The sequence below is a fragment of the Dactylosporangium salmoneum genome (assembly GCF_039532525.1).
Taxonomy (GTDB): Bacteria; Actinomycetota; Actinomycetes; order Mycobacteriales; family Micromonosporaceae; genus Dactylosporangium; species Dactylosporangium salmoneum.
This window is the reverse complement of sequence record NZ_BAAARV010000145.1, coordinates 83394-101478: the sequence shown is the minus strand read 5'-3', so window position 1 is coordinate 101478 and position 18085 is coordinate 83394. Positions and strand designations below refer to the sequence as shown.

The 18085-nt window shown below is 73.9% G+C and carries 17 protein-coding genes and 1 pseudogene; 9 read left to right on the top strand and 9 right to left on the bottom strand.

Annotated features, from left to right (window positions below; genetic code table 11):
- Positions 1–3 precede the first annotated feature (3 nt).
- Positions 4–1530, top strand: a complete 1527-nt coding sequence (locus ABD352_RS57005; RefSeq protein WP_344621069.1) for a PAS domain S-box protein — start codon at positions 4–6, stop codon at positions 1528–1530.
- Between the two features lie 181 nt (positions 1531–1711).
- Here ABD352_RS57005 and ABD352_RS57000 read toward each other — a convergent pair whose 3' ends face one another.
- The gene (locus tag ABD352_RS57000; protein WP_344621068.1) at positions 1712–2032 is read right to left on the bottom strand and encodes a DUF952 domain-containing protein; all 321 of its coding nucleotides are present in this window, start codon (positions 2030–2032) and stop codon (positions 1712–1714) included.
- A gap of 74 nt (positions 2033–2106) precedes the next feature.
- Between ABD352_RS57000 and ABD352_RS56995 the strand changes: the two genes are divergently transcribed.
- Positions 2107–2454 (top strand): hypothetical protein, encoded by a 348-nt coding sequence (locus ABD352_RS56995; RefSeq protein WP_344621067.1) that lies wholly within the window; start codon positions 2107–2109, stop codon positions 2452–2454.
- Positions 2455–2461: 7 nt separating this feature from the next.
- Here ABD352_RS56995 and ABD352_RS56990 read toward each other — a convergent pair whose 3' ends face one another.
- The 3 genes from ABD352_RS56990 to ABD352_RS56980 all read right to left on the bottom strand — a co-directional run bounded on the left by ABD352_RS56990 (position 2462) and on the right by ABD352_RS56980 (position 5084).
- A complete protein-coding gene (locus ABD352_RS56990) occupies positions 2462–2758 on the bottom strand; it encodes a hypothetical protein (RefSeq protein WP_344621066.1) in 297 nt (98 codons plus the stop codon).
- Positions 2759–3051: 293 nt separating this feature from the next.
- Positions 3052–3318, bottom strand: a complete 267-nt coding sequence (locus tag ABD352_RS56985; RefSeq protein WP_344621065.1) for a hypothetical protein — start codon at positions 3316–3318, stop codon at positions 3052–3054.
- Complete coding sequence (locus tag ABD352_RS56980; RefSeq protein WP_344621064.1) at positions 3315–5084, bottom strand: thiamine pyrophosphate-dependent enzyme; 1770 nt, start codon at positions 5082–5084, stop codon at positions 3315–3317. The genes ABD352_RS56985 and ABD352_RS56980 overlap by 4 nt, the downstream gene beginning before the upstream one ends.
- A 66-nt stretch (positions 5085–5150) precedes the next feature.
- On the opposite strand from ABD352_RS56980, the gene ABD352_RS56975 reads away from it, so the two are divergent.
- Positions 5151–6353, top strand: a complete 1203-nt coding sequence (locus tag ABD352_RS56975; protein WP_344621063.1) for a hypothetical protein — start codon at positions 5151–5153, stop codon at positions 6351–6353.
- A gap of 1 nt (position 6354) precedes the next feature.
- Here the strand turns inward: ABD352_RS56975 and ABD352_RS56970 are convergent, their stop codons facing one another.
- Positions 6355–7137, bottom strand: a complete 783-nt coding sequence (locus tag ABD352_RS56970; protein WP_344621062.1) for an SDR family NAD(P)-dependent oxidoreductase — start codon at positions 7135–7137, stop codon at positions 6355–6357.
- 309 nt (positions 7138–7446) lie between these two features.
- Positions 7447–8394, bottom strand: coding sequence for an FKBP-type peptidyl-prolyl cis-trans isomerase (locus tag ABD352_RS56965; RefSeq protein ID WP_344621061.1), 948 nt, complete (start codon positions 8392–8394; stop codon positions 7447–7449).
- Positions 8395–8523: 129 nt separating this feature from the next.
- Here ABD352_RS56965 and aceB point away from each other — a divergent pair, with 129 nt between their 5' ends.
- From aceB to ABD352_RS56945, 4 genes are read left to right on the top strand one after another with little or no spacing between them, the layout of a single operon-like run.
- The gene (aceB, locus tag ABD352_RS56960) at positions 8524–10083 is read left to right on the top strand and encodes a malate synthase A (RefSeq protein ID WP_344621060.1); all 1560 of its coding nucleotides are present in this window, start codon (positions 8524–8526) and stop codon (positions 10081–10083) included.
- Positions 10080–11534, top strand: a complete 1455-nt coding sequence (locus ABD352_RS56955; protein ID WP_344621059.1) for an FAD-linked oxidase C-terminal domain-containing protein — start codon at positions 10080–10082, stop codon at positions 11532–11534. The genes aceB and ABD352_RS56955 overlap by 4 nt, the downstream gene beginning before the upstream one ends.
- Before the next feature lie 2 nt (positions 11535–11536).
- Positions 11537–12730: an FAD-binding oxidoreductase gene (locus tag ABD352_RS56950; protein ID WP_344621058.1), complete on the top strand. Its 1194-nt coding sequence runs from the start codon at positions 11537–11539 to the stop codon at positions 12728–12730.
- Positions 12730–13947, top strand: a complete 1218-nt coding sequence (locus tag ABD352_RS56945; RefSeq protein ID WP_344621057.1) for a (Fe-S)-binding protein — start codon at positions 12730–12732, stop codon at positions 13945–13947. The genes ABD352_RS56950 and ABD352_RS56945 overlap by 1 nt, the downstream gene beginning before the upstream one ends.
- A 62-nt stretch (positions 13948–14009) precedes the next feature.
- On the opposite strand, the pseudogene ABD352_RS56940 reads toward ABD352_RS56945, so the two are convergent.
- Positions 14010–14228, bottom strand: a pseudogene (locus ABD352_RS56940) (aldo/keto reductase); the annotation flags it as partial.
- A 127-nt stretch (positions 14229–14355) separates the two neighbouring features.
- Between ABD352_RS56940 and ABD352_RS56935 the strand changes: the two are divergent.
- Entirely contained in the window at positions 14356–14922 is a 567-nt protein-coding gene (locus tag ABD352_RS56935; protein ID WP_344621055.1) for a TetR/AcrR family transcriptional regulator, read from the top strand.
- On the opposite strand, the gene ABD352_RS56930 is transcribed toward ABD352_RS56935, so the two are convergent.
- Together ABD352_RS56930 and ABD352_RS56925 are read right to left on the bottom strand one after the other, a co-directional pair.
- Positions 14919–15560 (bottom strand): GntR family transcriptional regulator, encoded by a 642-nt coding sequence (locus ABD352_RS56930; protein WP_344621054.1) that lies wholly within the window; start codon positions 15558–15560, stop codon positions 14919–14921. The two genes, ABD352_RS56935 and ABD352_RS56930, sit on opposite strands and share 4 nt — an antisense overlap.
- 22 nt (positions 15561–15582) lie before the next feature.
- Positions 15583–17322: an ABC transporter ATP-binding protein gene (locus ABD352_RS56925; RefSeq protein WP_344621053.1), complete on the bottom strand. Its 1740-nt coding sequence runs from the start codon at positions 17320–17322 to the stop codon at positions 15583–15585.
- Between the two features lie 113 nt (positions 17323–17435).
- Between ABD352_RS56925 and ABD352_RS56920 the strand changes: the two genes are divergently transcribed.
- Positions 17436–18047 (top strand): TM2 domain-containing protein, encoded by a 612-nt coding sequence (locus ABD352_RS56920; protein WP_344621052.1) that lies wholly within the window; start codon positions 17436–17438, stop codon positions 18045–18047.
- Positions 18048–18085: the final 38 nt, after the last annotated feature.

The window sequence follows — 18085 nt, the reverse complement described above, 5'->3', positions numbered from 1 at the left end:
CGCGTGACACAGCGCCCTGAGGTCGACGTCGCGCTCCTGCTGCGGCTGGAGCACGCCGTCGCCGAGATCCTCGCCGCCCCGCACTCGGACGGCCTCGCGCTGGCCGCGATCGGCCAGGCCCTCGGCTGGCAGGCCGGCGCCCTGTGGCAGGTCCACGACGACGACCGGCTGCGCTGCTCGGCCGCCTGGGCCGCGCCCGGCTTCGACGGCGGCCCGTTCGAGGCCGCCACCCGCGGGCTGGCCCTGTCCCGCGGCGAGGGGCTGCCCGGCGCCGTCTGGCGCAGCCGCGAGCCGGCCTGGGTGCGCGAGTTCGGCCGCGAGGCGTCCTTCCCGCGCGCCCGCGCCGCCGCGCAGGCCGGCCTGGAGGCGGCCTTCTGCTTCCCGCTGCTGTCGGCCGGCGACGCCGTCGAGGGCATCGTCGAGTTCTTCACCGGCCGGCTCGACGACCCGCCGGCCGAGCTGCTGAGCACGGCCCGCAGCCTGGGCCGGCGCATCGGGGGCGCCCTGGAGCGGGCCCGCGCGGCCGAGGCGGTGGGCCGCAGCGAGGCCCGGCTGCGCGCGGTGCTGGACTCGGCCCTGGACTGCGTGGTCATCGCCGACGCCGACGGCATGGTGCTCGAGTTCAACCCGGCGGCCTGCCGGACCTTCGGCTACGCGCGGGACGAGGCGATCGGCCGCGAGCTGGCCGAGCTGATCATCCCGCCGCAGCTGCGCGACGCGCATCGCAAGGGCCTGCAGCGGTACCTCCACACGCACCGCCCCCACGTGCTCGACCAGCGCGTCGAGACCACCGGCATGCGCAGCGACGGCACGCAGTTCCCGGTCGAGCTCACCATCACCCGCGTCCTCGGCGACGGCGCGCCCGTGTTCAGCGGCTACCTGCGCGACCTCAGCGCCCAGCACGCCGCCGCCGAGGAGCTGCGGGCGACGCGGCGGCGCACCATGGAGGCCGCAGCCGTCGAGCGGCAGCGCCTGGAGCGCGACCTGCACGACGGCGCCCAGCAGCGCCTCGTCGGCCTGGGCCTGACCCTGGCCCGCGCCCGCACGGCCCTGCCCGACGAGCCGGCCCGCGCCTCGGCCATCCTCGACGACTCGATCGCCGCGCTGGAGGAGGCCGCGATCGAGCTGCGCAACCTGGCCCGGGGCATCCACCCGAGCAGCCTGACCCGCTACGGCCTCGACGCCGCCCTGGCCGACCTCGGCCGCCGCGCGCCGGTGGAGCTGCGGATCGCGCCCTGGCAGCAGCGGCGCTTCCCGGCGGCGGTGGAGGCGGCGGCGTACTTCGTCATCAGCGAGGCCCTCACCAACGTGGCCCGCTATGCCGGCGTCGACGTGGCCGAGGTGAGCCTGGCCGTCGAGGACGGCGTGCTGGTCATCGCGATCGCCGACGCGGGCAACGGCGGCGCGGACGCGGGGCTGGGCACCGGCCTGCGGGGCCTGGCCGACCGCGTGGCGATGCTGGACGGCTCGCTGGAGGTGCACAGCCCCGCCGGCCAGGGCACCGTCGTGCGGGCGCGCATCCCGGTGTAGTGACAGCACCACACCCGCTTCTGGTGCGCACGCCCTGCGGCCGCCGCCCGCCGTCCATGAATACTCTTCGACGTCCCCGCCGAACGGCCGGGGCGCCCGACGAAGGAGAGGAGCGAGCCGTGAACGGCGGCAGGGCAACATCTTCGGCGCGCTGGGCGGGCCCGACGCGCTAGCGGCACCGTCACGGCGCCGTGACGGCCTCCGGGCTGTCGAACCGGCGCACACCCGCCACCGCGGACATCGGCAGTGGCGCGTACAGGTGCGGGAACGTCCCGTGGTCGTTGGTCTCCCACCTGAGCGCGCCCCCGAGCGGGGCCTCGTCGACCGCCGCGACCACCAGCTCGCCCGCGCCGGCGAAGAACCTCCCGGCCGTGCGGCTCACCTGCTCGGCGGTGGAGAGGTGGACGTAGCCGTCGGCGAGATCGAGCGGCGACCCCTCGAACACCCCGGCCGCCTCGAACGCGTCCCACTCGGCCGGCAGCAGGATCTTGTAGATCGTCACACCCGTACTGTGCCAGGTTTCACCCGCGGTGGGTGCCCGCCGCCTCACCCTCCCACGCCATAGCGTCCCCGCCGATGAAGACGAAGGCATGGAAGTGCGTCGCGGGCGCGGCGCTGGTGGTCGGCACCCTGAGCGCCGCCGAGGCGGCCCGGCAACCGGACCCGCCACCGATGGTCGAACGCTCCAGCACCACCACCATCGACCCCGGCGGCTCGGGCGGCCCGGGCCCCGCCGAGCCGGCCGGCGAGGTGCTGTACGCGGTCGCCGCCTCCGGCCTGCTGTCCTTCGGCGGCATCGTCCTCGTCGGCGGCGTCATCGGCCTGGGCGGCCTGCGCGTCCCGGGCGGCGTGTCGATGACCGTGGCCCGCTCCCGCCTGTGGTACCGCTCGGTCCGCCGCACCGGCGGCCACCGCGCCCCGTAGCTCCTCGTCAGTACGCTTCCATCGGCGCCTCGACGATCCGCACGCCCGGCCTGGCCACCGACGCGGTGCTCGGCCCGGTGACGGTCAGCTCGGCCTCGTCCGGCCCGGCGTCGAGGTGCATGACCACCTTGACCGATGCCAGCCCGCCGCCGTCGTCGAAGCGCACGGTGACGGGCACCCGCGTGGCCACGCCCGGCGCCATGGCCACGAGCACCTCGGCCAGCTTCGCCGGGCCCGGCGGCACCGCCCCGCCGACCTTGGACAGGTCGAGCTCGCCGGTGCAGGCCCTCGGCGGGTGGCTCACCCGAAGGCCGCCCGGCAGGTCTGGGCCGGCGTGGCGGATGGGGGCGCGGATGCGACACGAGTCGTCGCGACCGGCACCGCCGGGGCCGACGGGATCGGCAGAGCGGCGGGGACTGCGCTGGCATCGGGGACACCCGGCCGGGGCTGCAGGCGGTCAGGCCGACGAGCGCCACGGCGAGGAGCACCCGCCGAATCCAACCGGTCACGGCGATCGACGGTAACGGCGTCCGGGCCGCCGCCCGCCGGGGGCGAGGCCGCGTTCACGCGATGTTCAGCCGGCCTTGCGCGACGCCGCTACTCGAAGAGCGAGCCTCGCCCGCCGCCCTCGCGGCGGCGGGCCCGGCGGCGCAGCTCCACCACGACCGAGTCGACCAGGGCGGTGGCGGCCAGGATGAACAGCAGGACGGCGAGCACGGTGAGGCCGGCGGCCAGGGCCAGGGCGCCGAGCACGGCGCAGGTGAAGAGGCCGAAGACGGCCAGGGCGAGGCGGAGGTTCAGGGCGCTGTACGGGTGGCCCACGGTGCCGCGGGCGCCCCGGGGCTGGGCGCGCATCGCGATCATCCCTTCAACGTGGTGATCTTGTCCTTGAGGATCGTGGTGGCGATGGCGGCCTTGTGGGGCTGGCCGCGCAGGAACGACTCGGCGAAGCGGACGGCCTGCTGGTAGGTGACCTTGGCCGGCATGGGGGGCTCGTTGGCGTCGACGGCGACGTCGAGCAGGGCCGGGCCGTCGTGCGACAGGGCCTCGCGCATGGCGCCGGGCAGGTCGGCGGGGTCGGTGACCTTGGCGCCGTAGCCGCCGCAGCCGCGGGCCCACGACGCGTAGTCCGGGGCCGGGTCGCCGAAGCGGACGCCGTACTCCGGGAAGCCCAGCACCATCTGCTCCCAGACGATCATGCCGAGGGCGTTGTTGTTGTTCACGACGACCTTGACCGGCAGGCCGTAGCGGGCCGCGGTGTGGAACTCGGCCATGAGCATGGCGAAGCCGCCGTCGCCGACGAAGGCGATGCACTGGCGGCCGGGGTACTCGTGCTGCAGCGCGACCGCGTACGGCAGGCCGGGGGCCATGGTGGCCAGGGTGCCGGAGAGGTAGAACTCGCGCCGGCCGGTGATCTGCCAGTGGCGGGCGGCCCAGGTGGCGACGGTGCCCGAGTCGCAGCACAGAATGGCGTCGGGGGCGGCCAGGCGGTCCAGCTGAGCGGCCAGGAACTGCGGCGCGATCGGGGCGCGCTCGGCGTTCTCCAGGGCGGCCATGCGCTCGCGCCAGTCGCGCATCTTCTCCTGGTACTTCCGCAGGTGGCGGCGGTCCTCGCGGCGGCGCAGGCGGGGCAGCAGCGACTCCAGGGTGGCGGCGGCGTCGCCGACGAGGGGCACGTCCGTCGGGATGCGCGTGCCGGTCCGGGTCGCCTCGGCGTCGATCTGCACGACGTGGGCGTGGCCGGGCTCGGGGAGGAACTTCGTGTACGGGAAGTTCGTGCCCACCATGAGCAGCGCGTCGCATTCGTCCATGAGGTCCTCGCTGGGCGCGGTGCCGAGCAGGCCGAGGCCGCCGAGGGCGAAGGGCGAGTCGTCCGGCACCACCATCTTGCCCATCAGCGACTTCACCACGGGCGCGCCGAGGACGTCGGCGGTGAGCTCGACCAGGGCGCCGGCCCCGCGGGCGCCGATGCCGGCCAGGATGGCGGGGCGCTCGGCCACGTTGAGCACGTCGGCGGCGGCCTGCAGGTCGTCGTCGGCCGGGCGGACCGGGGAGGGGACCCACACCGGCTTGGTGGCGGGCTCGCGGACCGGGCCGATCTCCTCGTACGGGTTGTCGCCGGCCTCGGCGACCTGCACGTCGTTGGGCACGGTCAGGTGGGCCACGCCGCGGCGGGCCAGGGCCGTGCGCACCGCGATGTCGACCAGCGCCGGGACCTGGGCCGGGTTGACGACGGGCTCGTTGTACTCGGCCACGTCCTCGAAGAGCCGGTCCAGGTGTACCTCCTGCTGATACCCGGTGCCGAGGACGCCGGACTCCTGCATGCCGGTGATCGCGAGCACCGGGGCGTGGTCGAGCTTGGCGTCGTAGAGGCCGTTGGCGAGGTGAATGCCGCCGGGGCCCGAGGTGGCCAGGCAGACACCCAGGCGGCCGGTGGCCTTCGCGTGCGCGACCGCCATGAACGCGGCCGCCTCCTCGTGGTGCACGAGGACGAAACGCACCCGGTCGGCGTTGCGCCGCAGCCCCTCCATCAGTCCGTTGATGCCGTCGCCGGGCAGGCCGAACACGGTGTCGACGCCCCAGGCGGCCAGTCGCGCGATGATCGTCTCGCCCACGGTCTGCTTCGCCATACCTTCGGCTTTGCCGCATCCGCGGCGTCCAAACCTCCGGCCGTTGATCCGGTAGCGTGCTGCCCCATGGGACTGCTCGACCGGCTGCGCGGCAACCCGCAGGACCGCTTCGCCCGCCGCGTGCTCACCGCGATCCGCGACGCCGGCGTGGCCCAGGCGCGGTACATGCCGGAGCAGTTCGCGATCGAGGTGCGGCGGGACGCCAAGTCGGACTCGCCGGGCATCGCGTACCTCGGCAACCTCTACCGCGAGTGCGCCCGCGTGGGGCGGGCCGAGCGCCGGGAGCGCATCGCCGCGTTCCTCGCCGCCGTGGTCTTCAACCCGGGCGCGCCGCGCGCGTGGGACGAGGTCGCCCCGCTGCTGCGGCCGCTGCTGCGCACGGTCACGTTCGGCGCCGGGGTGGACCGGCAGGCGGCCCTGCCGGTGCGCCGCCCCGCCTGGCCCTTCCTGGCCGAGTTCGTGGTGGTCGACCAGCCCACCTCGATCATGTACGTCACGCCCCGGCAGGTGCAGGAGTGGGGCGTCACCGAGCACACCGTCTACGACCGGGCCCGGCGCAACATGGCCGAGCTGGCCAAGCGCACCGCCGACGACGGCGACGGGCCCGGGCCGCGCACGCTCATCCGGATGGTCGAGTCCGGCGACGCGTACTGGGCCTCGCACCTCTTCGTCGACGGCTGGCTGGCCGGCCAGCGCTCCAGGGTGGGCGGGCCGCCGCTGCTGTTCGTGCCGGACACCACCGGCGTGCTGCTGGTCGGGCGGAGCGCGGGGGACTCCCCGGACTCCCTCGGGAAGGTCTTCGAGCTGGCCGAGACCGAGTACCGGGAGGCCGCCCGGCCGATCTCGCCGATGGCGTTCACCGTCGACGACGGCGGGGCCGTGGTGCCGTACCTCGCCCCGCCCGGCGACCCGATGTACGAGATCACGCACCGCGCCCTGGTGCTGGCGGCGTCCTCGGAGTACGCGGCGCAGGCCCAGCACCTGCGCTCCGAGGCGTTCGTGGGCTCCTGCACGGTCGCGCAGCGCCCCGACGGCTCGGTGTTCTCGGTGGCCACCTGGGGCGAGGGGGTCGACACGCTGCTCCCCCGGGCCGACTTCGTGGCCTTCGCGTCCACCGGCGCCGAGACGTTCTTCGTGGCCTGGGACGACATGGCCCGCGAGGTCGACCTGGACCCGGAGCCCGGGATCGAGCCGGAGCGCTTCCGGCTGCGCGCGTGGCCCCACCCGGGCGTGGTCGAGCGGCTGCGCCGGGTCGCGACGCGCCCCTGAGTCACGGCCGCAGCAGCAGTACCTCCCGCAGGCGCGCCCGCACCGCGGGATCCCTGGCGTCGGGGTGGGGCTCGGCGGCGCGCCGCGCGTCGAAGAAGAGCCCGGTGCGCGTCTCGTCCAGGATGAGCCGCAGGGTCGCCTCCCCGCCGTCCTCGACGGTGGACATGGGCCGCTGGCCGTACTGCCGGACCATCTCGGTGTCCATGAACGTCGCCGGGTGGATGCAGTTGGCCGTGACCCCGCTGCCGGCGAGCTCGTCGGCGAGGTCGAACGTCCACGCGGCCAGGGCGAGCTTGGCCCGGCGGTAGGCGGTGACCCCGTCGTAGCGCCGCCGCAGCTGCAGGTCGTCGAAGTCGATCGGCTCCTGGCCGAGCGAGCCGACGTTGACGATCCGGGCGGGCGCGTTGGCCTTCAGGGTGGGCAGCAGCGCCTCCGTGAGCCGGACCGGGGCGAGCAGGTTGACGGCCCAGCGCAGCTCGTACCCGTCGGCGGAGACCTCCCGGCCGCCGTCGCGCTGGCCGAAGCCCACGCCGGCGTTGTTGACCAGGGCGGTCAGCTCCCGGTCGCGCACCTGGGCGGCCAGCCGCCCCACGTCGTCGAGGTCGGCCAGGTCGGCCACGAACCCCTCCGCCTTGCCGCCGGCCGCCTCGACCTCGGCCACCCCGCGGGCGACCTTGGCCGGGTCCCGCCCGTGCAGCAGGACGGTGCGGCCGGCCTGCCCGAGCCGGGGTGCGAGCCAGCGGCCCAGTCCCGAGGTGGCGCCGGTCAGCAGCACATCGCTCATGCCCTGAACCTAACGCGGGCGCTCGGCGTGAACGTTCCGGCTCCGGCCACCCGGGCCGCGTGCCTGAAAAGTCCGCTTACTGCGATAAGTCGGTTGTTCGAACAGCCGGGCACTCCGTGCCGCGACTTTTCGGACTTTTCGCCCGTCGGGGCATATATCCGATAAGTCGTGGCGCGCCAGCGCCCGACTTATCGGTTTGCGCAGTTTAGGCCGATTCGAGACGTGAAAGAAAAAAAGTCGGGCTTATCGGGAAACGAAAAACCGCCCGGCAGAAAGCCTGCCGGGCGGTTCGCTCGCTTGGCCGGCGGCTCAGTTGCCGCCCATGTTCAGGCCGCCGGTCGGGTCGGCCGCCTGGATGTCGAGGATGTCGACCACGAACCTGAGGTCGCCGACGGGCGCACCCTGTTGTTGCGGGGTGTCGCCGTACGCCTCCTTGGCCGGAATGTCCAGGATGACCCGGCTGCCGACCTTCAGGCCGACCAGGCCGCGGTCCCAGCCCTCGATGACCTGCTGCTGCCCGCCGCTCTCCAGCATGCCGACCGCCACCGGGAACGTCTGCTTGCGGGTCCAGGACGAGTCGAAGACCTTGCCGTCCTTGTAGGTGGCGCCGACGTAGTTGACCACGACGGTGTCGCCGGGCTTGACGGTCTTGCAGTTGCCCTGGATGAGGACCTTGACCTCACGCACGCCGACGCGCTTGTCGCCGCCGACGTCGACCTTCGGCTCGTCGGCGAGGCGCTTGTCGAAGCCGCCCAGCATCGGCGGGAAGCTCTGCTGGTCCGGCTTCTTGCACTCGTTCTTCTTCTGCTCGGCGCGGTTGCCGAAGTAGTACACGCCGGCGAACGCACCGCCGATGGCGAGCAGGACGATGAGCGTGCCGGCGATCGCCTGGCCGGTGCGGCGGCGGCGGGCGGCCTTGCGGGCGGCGACCCTGGAGGCGGCGCGCTTCTCGGCCTTGGTGAGCGGCGCCGGCGCCTTGCTCTTGGCCTTGCCCTCGTCGTCCGGCTTCCCGGACGACTCGTCGGACCCGTCCGTCGACTCCTCGGCGTCCGAGGCGTCCGAAGCTTCGGAGGCGTCCGAAGCTTCCGAGGCGTCCGAAGCTTCCGAGGCGTCCGGCGAGGACTCCTCCTCGGCCGACGGTTCCTCGACTACGGGCTCCTCGAGCTCGGTCGACTCCTCCGGCGCAGCCTCCGCGTTCGGCGGGGTGGCCTTGGTCGACCTTGCTGCCGGGCGGCGGTTCCTGCCCCGATCGCTCACGTTCGTCGACTCCCCTGGTGGACGGCCCTTTACGAAGACGGACCTGAGATTCGTTCGCGCAGAGCTTCCCATACCACACGCCGATCGGCACGCACGGGGTACCGGACGATATGGCCTAAGGTCGGTCGTATGGGCAACGCTACGGGCGTCGAGACTACCGGACCCTTCGGCGACCGCTTCGCCGAGATCCTCACCGAAGAAGCTCTGAGTTTCCTGGCAGATCTGCACCGCGCGTTCGACGGGCGGCGACTGGAACTGCTCGCCCTGCGCAAGGAGCGCGAGGCCGCGCTCGCCGCCGGCGCCACCTTCGGCTTCCTGCCCGAGACCCGCGACGTGCGGGAGGCCGAGTGGCGGGTGGCCGAGCCGGCGCCCGGCCTGGAGGACCGGCGGGTGGAGATCACCGGGCCGACCGACGCGAAGATGACCATCAACGCGCTCAACTCCGGTGCCAAGGTGTGGCTGGCCGACCACGAGGACGCCAACACGCCGCTGTGGCAGAACGTGGTGGAGGGGCAGCTCAACCTGCGCGACGCGATCGCGGGCTCGCTGTCCTACACCTCGCCGGAGGGGAAGCGGTACACCCTCGGTGAAGGCCCCCGGCCGACCATCGTGATGCGCCCGCGCGGCTGGCACCTGCCGGAGAAGCACATCCTGGTCGACGGGGCGCCGTCGTCGGGCTCGCTGACCGACTTCGGGCTGTACTTCTTCCACAACCACCTCGCCACCCGGCCGTACTTCTACCTGCCGAAGATGGAGTCCCACCTCGAGGCCAGGCTCTGGAACGACGTGTTCGCCTTCGCCGAGGAGCGCTTCGGCCGCCCGACCGGCACGATCCGGGCCACGGTGCTGATCGAGACGTTCCCGGCCGCCTTCGAGATGGAGGAGATCCTCTACGAGCTGCGCGAGCACTCCGCCGGGCTCAACGCCGGGCGGTGGGACTACATGTTCAGCGTCATCAAGAAGTTCCGCACCCGCGGCCGGGACTTCCTGCTGCCGGACCGCAACACGGTGACGATGACCGTGCCGTTCATGCGCGCCTACACCGAGCTGCTGGTGCGCACCTGTCACAAGCGGGGCGCGCACGCGATCGGCGGGATGGCGGCGTTCATCCCGAGCCGGCGCGACCCCGGGGTGAACCGGGTCGCGCTGGAGAAGGTGGGCGCGGACAAGCGGCGGGAGGCGGGCGACGGCTTCGACGGGTCGTGGGTGGCCCACCCCGACCTGGTGCCGGTCTGCCGGGAGATCTTCGACGGCGTACTGCGGGACAGGCCCAACCAGCTCGACCGGCTCCGCGAGGACGTCTCGGTCACCGCGGAGGACCTGCTCGCCGTGGGCGCCACGCCGGGGCGGCGCACCGAGGAGGGCCTGCGCAACGCGGTCAGCGTCGGCGTGCAGTACCTCGACGCCTGGCTCAAGGGCACCGGCGCGGTGGCGATCAACAACATGATGGAGGACGCGGCGACCGCCGAGATCTCCCGCTCGCAGGTCTGGCAGTGGCTGCACAACGACGTGGCGCTCGACGACACCGGCGAGCGGGTCACGCGGGAGCTGGTCGAGCGGATCGCGGACGAGGAGCTGGCCGGGCTGGGCGGGGACCTCGGCGCCGCCCGCGAACTTTTCATGGAGGTGGCCGTGGCCGATGATTTTGTGGACTTCCTGACGATTCCAGCGTACGAACGTATGCCATGACCGTCGATGCGCTCGCCGCGGCGGTGCGGGAGGTGCTCGGTCCGGACCAGATCATCACGGACCGGTCCCGGTTGCGCACGTACGAGTGCGACGGCCTGACCCACTACCGGGTCGTGCCGGGCATCGTGCTGCTGCCCCGCACCGCCGCGCAGTGCGCGGCCGTGGTGCGCGCCTGCGTCGCGCACGGGGTGCCGTTCGTGGCCCGCGGCTCCGGCACCGGGCTGTCCGGCGGGGCGCTGCCGCACGCCGACGGGGCTCTCATCGTGACCTCCCAGCTGCGCTCCATCGTCGAGATGGCGCCGCAGGACGAGCGGGCCGTGCTCGAGCCCGGCGTCATCAACCTGCAGGTGAGCCGGGCGGCCAACCCGCACGGGTACTACTACGCGCCGGACCCCTCCAGCCAGCAGATCTGCTCGATCGGCGGGAACGTGGCCGAGAACTCGGGCGGGGCGCACTGCCTGAAGTACGGCTTCACGGCCAACCACGTCACCGGGCTGCAGATCGTCACCCCGGACGGGGACCTGGTCCGGCTGGGCGGGCGGGCGCCGGACGCCCCCGGCTACGACCTGCTCGGCGCGTTCGTCGGCTCCGAAGGCACGCTGGGCATCGCGACCGAGGTGACGGTACGGCTGGTGCGCCTGCCGGAGACCGTGCGCACCCTGCTCGCCGCGTTCGCGGGCACCGACGAGGCCGGCGCGGCCACCTCGGCCATCATCGCCGCCGGGGTGGTGCCCGCCGCCGTGGAGATGATGGACGCGCTGGCCATCGAGGCGGCCGAGGCGGCGGTGCACTGCGGCTACCCCGAGGGGGCCGGCGCGGTGCTCATCGTCGAGCTCGACGGGCCGGCCGCCGAGGTCGACGCCCAGTTCGCCGCGGTCGAGCAGTTCTGCCGCCGGCACGGGGCCTTCGAGATCCGCATCGCCGCCGACGACGCCGAGCGGGCGCTGTTCTGGAAGGGCCGCAAGTCCGCGTTCGCCGCGGTCGGGCGCATCTCCCCCGACTACATCGTGCAGGACGGGGTCATCCCCCGCACCGCGCTGCCGCAGGTGCTCACGCGCATCGGCGAGCTGGCCCGCGAGCACGGCGTGCGGGTGGCCAACGTCTTCCACGCCGGCGACGGCAACCTGCACCCGCTGGTGCTGTTCGACGAGGCGGTCGCGGGCCAGGCCGAGCGGGCCGAGGCGGTGTCCGGGGCGATCCTCGACATCTGCGTCGAGCACGGCGGCTCCATCACCGGCGAGCACGGTGTCGGGGTCGACAAGGCCAAGCATCTTCCGCGGATGTACTCCGAGGAGGACCTCGACACCATGCAGCTGGTCCGCTGCGCGTTCGACCCGAGGGGCCTGTCCAACCCGGGCAAGGTGTTCCCGACGCCGCGGCTGTGCGGCGAGGTGCCCGGCCGGCGCAAGGGCCCGAACCCCTGGCACGACGCTGGCGTGGAGGTGTTCTGACGGTGACGGTCGTCGACGAGATCGCCGGGGTGCCCGCCGCGGCCGTGGCCACCCCGTCCTCCACCGCGGAGGTCGCCGCCGTGGTCCGCGGCGCCGCCGAGGAGGGGCTGGCGCTGGTCGCCCGGGGCGCCGGCACCCGCCAGGACTGGGCGCTGCCGCCGCACCGGCTCGACCTGATCCTCGACATGGGCGGGGTGCGCGGCCTGGTCGAGCACGCCGCCGGGGACCTCGTGGCGATCGTGCGGGCCGGCACGCCGCTGCGCGAGGTGCAGGAGGCGCTGCGCCCGGCCGGCCAGCAGCTGGCGCTGGACGAGCCGCTGCCCGGGGCGACCGTCGGCGGGACCGTCGCGGTCAACGTCTCGGGCCCCCGCCGGATGCTCTACGGCACCGTGCGCGACCTGCTCATCGGGGTCACGGTGGTGCGCGCCGACGGGGTGGTGGCCCGGGCCGGGGGCAAGGTGGTGAAGAACGTCGCCGGGTACGACCTCGGCAAGCTCGTCGCCGGGTCGTACGGCACCCTGGGCGTCATCACCGAGTGCGCCTTCCGGCTGCACCCGCTGCCCGCCGCGGCCCGGTTCGTGTCGGCCCGCGCCGACGGCATGGACGAGGCCGCCCGGGCCCTGTCCGCGGTGCTCGGCGCGCAGGTGGTGCCCAGCGCCCTCGAGGTCGACATGCCGCCCGGCGGCGCCCCGCTCACGGTCACCGCGCTCGTCGAGGGCGTGCCGGCCGGCGTCGAGCGGCGCGCCACCGACCTGGAGAAGCTGCTCGGCGGCGACGCGGCGCAGGACGAGGCGCCGCCGGCGGGCTGGGGCGCCTACCCGTGGGCGGCCGGCGACGTCGGGATCAAGCTGACCTGCGCGCTGTCGCGGGTGCCGTACCTGCTCACCGCGGCCGGCGTGACCGCGCAGCTGCACGACGTGCCGCTGTGGGTGCGCGGCTCGGCCGGCACCGGGGTGCTCTACGCGGGCCTGCCCGCCGGCACCGACCCCGGGGTGGTGGCCGGCGTGGTGAGCGACCTGCGCGCCGCGACCCGGGCCGGCGCCGGGCACTGCGTGGTGCTGACCGCCCCGCCCGCGGTACGGGCCCGGGTCGACGTCTGGGGCCACGTCGACGGCCTCGACCTCATGCGCCGGGTCAAGGAGCAGTTCGACCCGGCCGGCACACTGGCGCCGGGCCGCTTCGTCGGGGGCATCTGATGACCGAGTCGCGCGCCGAGCTCATCGGCGACTGTGTCCACTGTGGATTCTGCCTGCCCACCTGCCCCACGTACGTGCTGTGGGGCGAGGAGATGGACTCGCCGCGGGGGCGCATCCAGCTCATGCTCCAGCAGACCCAGGGCGAGCCGATCGGCCCCGCTATGGCCGGCCACTTCGACGCCTGCCTGGGCTGCATGGCCTGCGTGACGGCGTGCCCGTCGGGCGTGCAGTACGACAAGCTGATCACCGAGACCCGCGGCATGGTGGAGGAGGTGCGCCCGCCCGCCGGCCGGGCGCTGCGGGCCGCCGTGTTCGCGCTGTTCCCCTACCGCCGCCGGCTGGCGCTGGCCAAGGCGCCGCTCGTGACGTACCGATGGCTGGGTCTGCCCTTCAAAGGGCGACTGCCCGCGGCCCTGCGCACGCTGGTGGACCTGGCCCCGCCCCCGCGCCGCGCGGCGCCCCTGCCCTCGCTGGTGAGCGCTGTCGGCCCGCGGCGGGCCCGCGTCGGCATGCTCACCGGGTGCGTGCAGCACGCGTTCTTCCCGTCGGTGAACGCCGCGACCGCGCGGGTGCTCGCCGCCGAGGGCTGCGACGTGGTCATCCCGCCGGACCAGGGCTGCTGCGGCGCGCTGAGCCTGCACAGCGGCCGCCGCGCGGAGGCGGCCCGGTTCGCCGGTGCGCTGCTGGACGCCTTCGCCGGCGTCGACGCCCTGGTGGTCAACGCGGCCGGGTGCGGGTCGGCGCTGAAGGAGATCGCGTCGCTGCTGCCGGACGACCCGCGGGCCGCCGCGCTGCAGGCGAAGGTCCGTGACCTGTCGGAGTTCCTGGCCGCGCTGGGGACGGTCGCGCCGCGGCACCCGGTCCCCGTGACGGCGGCCTACCACGACGCCTGCCACCTCGCCCACGCCCAGGGGGTGCGGGCCCAGCCGCGCGCCCTGTTGCGCGCCATTCCGGGGCTGCAGCTGCGCGAGATCCCGGACGGCGAGATCTGCTGCGGCTCGGCCGGGATCTGGAACGTGCTCAACCCGGCCCCGGCGGCGCAGCTGGGCGAGCGCAAGGCGCGCGACGTGCTGTCGACCGGGGCCTCGCTGCTCGTCACGGCGAATCCCGGCTGCCTGATGCAGATCTCCGCGGCGGTACGGCGGCTCGGCGGCTCGATCCGCCTGGCGCACACGGCGGAGGTCCTGGACGCCTCCATCCGCGGCGTGCGGCCCTAGGCCGCCTCAGGCCGCCGAGCGCTCGGCGGCGGGGCGGCGGCGCGGGCCCGGGACCTGCAGGGCGGGCGGGCGAACTTGGTGGCGAGGACGACGTCGTCGCGGCGGCCCTTGAGCGCCCGGCCGACGACCTCCTCCGAGTCGCCGTAGGCGTCGGCGGTGTCGACGAAGTTGATCCCGGCGTCGAGGGCCTTGTGCAGCACGCGGGCCGAGTCGGCGGGGTCGGCGTTGCCGACGGACGTGGCGAACATCAGGGTGCCGAGGGCGTACGGGCTGACCTTGATGCCCGTCCGGCCGAAGGTGCGGTACTACATGCGCGGGCTCCTTCGTGCCGTATCGTGGAACCGGAAAGCTCTTCCACCTACGATACGGAAAGACTTTCCGATTACGCAAGCGAAGGACGCAGACGCCTTGACCGAGAACCCGGTGCCGCGACCGCGGCGCGCCGACGCGCGGCGCAACCTCGACGCCCTGCTCGAGGCGGCCAAGCACGTGCTCGCCACGTCCGGCGTGGACGCGCCGGCGAAGGAGATCACCGACCGGGCCGGCGTCGGGGTGGGCACGCTGTACCGGCACTTCCCGCAGCGCTCCGATCTGGTCATCGCCGTGCTGGAGCACGAGATCGACGCCTGCGCCGAGGCGGGCGCGGCGCTCGCCGCGGCCAACCCGCCCGGCGTGGCCCTCGCCGAGTGGGTCCGGCACTACACGGACTTCGTCGCGACCAAGATCGGGCTCGCCTCGGCCCTGCACGCGGCCGACAGCGCCCACCAGGAGCTGCGCGAGCACTTCTACCGCCGGATGGGGCCCGTGCTGGAGGGGCTGATCCGGGCCGCGGCGGCGGCCGGCGACGTCCGGGCCGACGTGGGCGCCGAGGACGTCCTGCACGCCGTGGCGCTGCTGTGCCAGCCCGTGCCCGGCCGGGATGCCGGGTACGGCCGGCGCCTGGTCGGCGTCTTCCTGGACGGGCTGCGCCCCTAGGCCCCTAGGTAGAACCGTGCGCCGTGCTCGTCGAGCGCGGCCAGGACGGCGGCCGGGTCGCGGGCGCAGACGGCGTCGAAGAGGCGCTCGTGGCGGTGGACGCCGTCGTGCGGCCGGGCCACCTGGGCCTCGCGGCGCAGGTTCATCGCCATGTACAGCTGGATCTTCACCAGGACCGACTCGTACACGAGCGTCAGCTGGCGGTTGCCGGCCAGCGCCACCACGGCCACGTGGAACTCGCGGTGGGCGGTGGCGACGTCGAACAGGTCGCCGCGGGAGCCGGCCTCCTGGACGGCCTTCATGGCGGCGGTGATGCCGGACAGGTCGGCGCCGGGCGGGGTGGTCGTCACCGCGTGGCGCTCCAGGACGTCGCGGACCGCGTACAGCTCCTGGATGTCGGCGTCGGACAGGATGGCGACCCGCACCCCGCGGCGCGGCATGTGCTCGACCAGGCCCTGCTGGGCCAGCAGGCGCAGGGCCTCGCGCAGCGGGGCGCGGCTGATGCCGAAGCGGCGGGTCAGCTGCTCCTCGACGAGGCGCTCGCCCGGCTCGGTGCCGCCGCCGAGGATCTCCCGGGTCAGGCGGGACACCGCGAGCTCGACCAGGCTCGCGCTGGCCAGCGCCTCGGTGCCACTCATCGGCACAGTGTCGCAGATCCGGTCAGACCGACTGGAGTCCGTGCAGCCGGGCGAAAAGCCCCCCGGCCGCCAGCAACTGCTCGTGCGTGCCCAGCTCGGCCAGGCGCCCGCCGGCGAGCACGGCGATGCGGTCGGCGCCGCGGATGGTGGCCAGGCGGTGGGCGACGACGAACGTGGTGCGGCCGCGCATCAGGCGGGTCAGCGCCTCCTGGACCAGCGCCTCGGACTCGCTGTCGAGGGCCGACGTGGCCTCGTCGAGCAGCAGCACGCGCGGGTCGCGGACCAGGGCCCGGGCGATGGCCAGGCGCTGGCGCTGGCCGCCGGAGAGCAGGGCGCCGCGCTCCCCCACCACGGTGTCCCAGCCGTGCGGGAGGTCCTCGACGAACTCCAGCGCGTTGGCGTCGCGCAGGGCCCGGGTCACCGTCTCCTCGGTCTGGCCGGCCAGCCCGTACGTGACGTTGTCCCAGATGGTGCCGTCGAACAGCACGGGCTCCTGCGGTACCACGGACACGAACTTCCGATAGGAACGCAGGTCGATGCGCTCCATGTCCTCGCCGTCGAGCAGGACCCGGCCCTCGCTCGGGCGGATGAAGCCGATGAGCAGGTTGAGCATGGTCGACTTGCCCGAGCCGGACGGGCCGACGAAGGCGACGGTCTCGCCCTCGGCGACGGTCAGGTCGATGCCGGCCAGGGCAGGCGCGGGCGAGTCCGGGTAGCGGTAGCCGACGCCCTCGAGCGCGATCGCGCCGCGGACGGTGGCGACGCGCTGCTTGCCCTCGTTCAGCTCCAGGTCCGGGGCGGACAGGACCTCGCCGATCGAGCGGATCGACTCCAGGCCCTTGGTGATGATCGGGGCGAGGCCGAAGAGGCCGATGACCGAGCTGGTGAGCACCGCGAAGTACGTGCTGAGCAGCACGACGTCGCCCGCGCTCACCGGGGCGAAGCCGGACCAGGCGGCCCAGCCGGCGGCGACCAGGCAGGCGGCGCCGAGCAGCTGGTAGGTCACCCAGGACATGGCGCCGAAGCGGCCGTTGACCATGTCGAGGCGCAGGCCGGCGGCGCGGACCTCCTCGACGGTGCCGCGCATCCGGTGTACCGCCTCCTGCTCCAGCGCGTGCGCCCGGGTGATCGGCATCAGGTGCGCCATCTCGTCCACCCGCGCGGAGAGCTCCTCGACCCGGCGGCGGAACTCCTCGTTGCGCGCCCCCGACCGGCGGCGCACCATCGCGACCAGGCCGGCGGTGCACGGCACCACGAGCAGGAACAGCGGCACGAACTGCGGCACCCGCAACGCGGTCAGCGTGAGCGCGCCGAGCAGGGTCAGGATCGCGGAGGTACCGCTGGCCGCCACCTGCTGCAGCATCATCTCGACGTTCTCGACGTCGCGCACGAGCTTGGTCTGCAACAGGCTCGCGCCGGCCTTGGTGTGAAACGCGATGGACAGCTGCTGCAGGCGCCCGGCCAGGTCGGAGCGCAGGTCCGTGCCCAGGTGGCGCACGATCAGGCTCATCTGCCTGACCCAGAGCATGTGCATGGGGATGTTCTGCAGCAGGATCACCGCGAGCACCGCGGCGTTGAGCCACAGCTGGGCGACCGGGCGGTGCTGCACGACCACGTCGATGATGTTGGCGGTGAGCAGCGGCAACAGCCAGATCGGGCTGTCCTTGACGGCGAACGCGAGCGTCGCCGCGGCCAGGCGCCACTTCCCGGGGGCGAGCAGGCGGAACGTGGTGCGCACCGGCCGTCGGCCGTCGAAGTCCATGCCGATCATTCTTTTGGGCGACGCCCGGGCCAGGGAAGTCGGGCGAACCGTCGACCGCGTCACAGCCGAACCGGGGGCGGAAAGTCTCGGACGAGCGTTGTAGCCTGCACGACATGACGCAGCCACCGTATGGATCCCCCAATCCGTATGGGCAGCAGGATCCGTACGGCCAACCGTCGCCGTACGGCCAACCGGTGCCCTACAACCAGTCGGACCCCTATGGCCAGCCCGCCCTGCCGCCGCCGCCCATGTCGGCGCCGCCGATGTCGAGCCCGCCCGCGTCCGGCCAGCCGTACAACACCGCCTACCAGATGCCCCCGGTCTCGGGCGCGCCGACGTCGGGCGGCTACGACCCCTATGGTCAGAACCCCTACGCGCAGCCCGGCTACGCCCAGCCCGTCGCCATGATGGCGGCCTACGACCCGCTGACCGGCCAGCCGTACTCCGACAAGACCAAGCTCATCGCCGGCCTCCTGCAGCTGCTCCCGGCCCTGTTCTTCGCCGTCGGCGGCATCGGCCGGCTCTACGCGGGCAACATCGCCCTCGGCGTGACGCAGCTGATCCTGAGCATCGCGGTCGGCTGGGTCGCCTTCATCTGCGGCTTCTTCCTGCTGATCCCGTTCCTGGTCACCGGCGGCCTGTGGCTGTGGTTCGTCATCGACGGCATCATGATGCTCGCCGGCCGCCCGGTCGACGGCCAGGGCCGCCCACTGCGCCCGAACTGACGGTTGCCCCCGGCCTGTCGCCGACCCGGCGGGCCGGA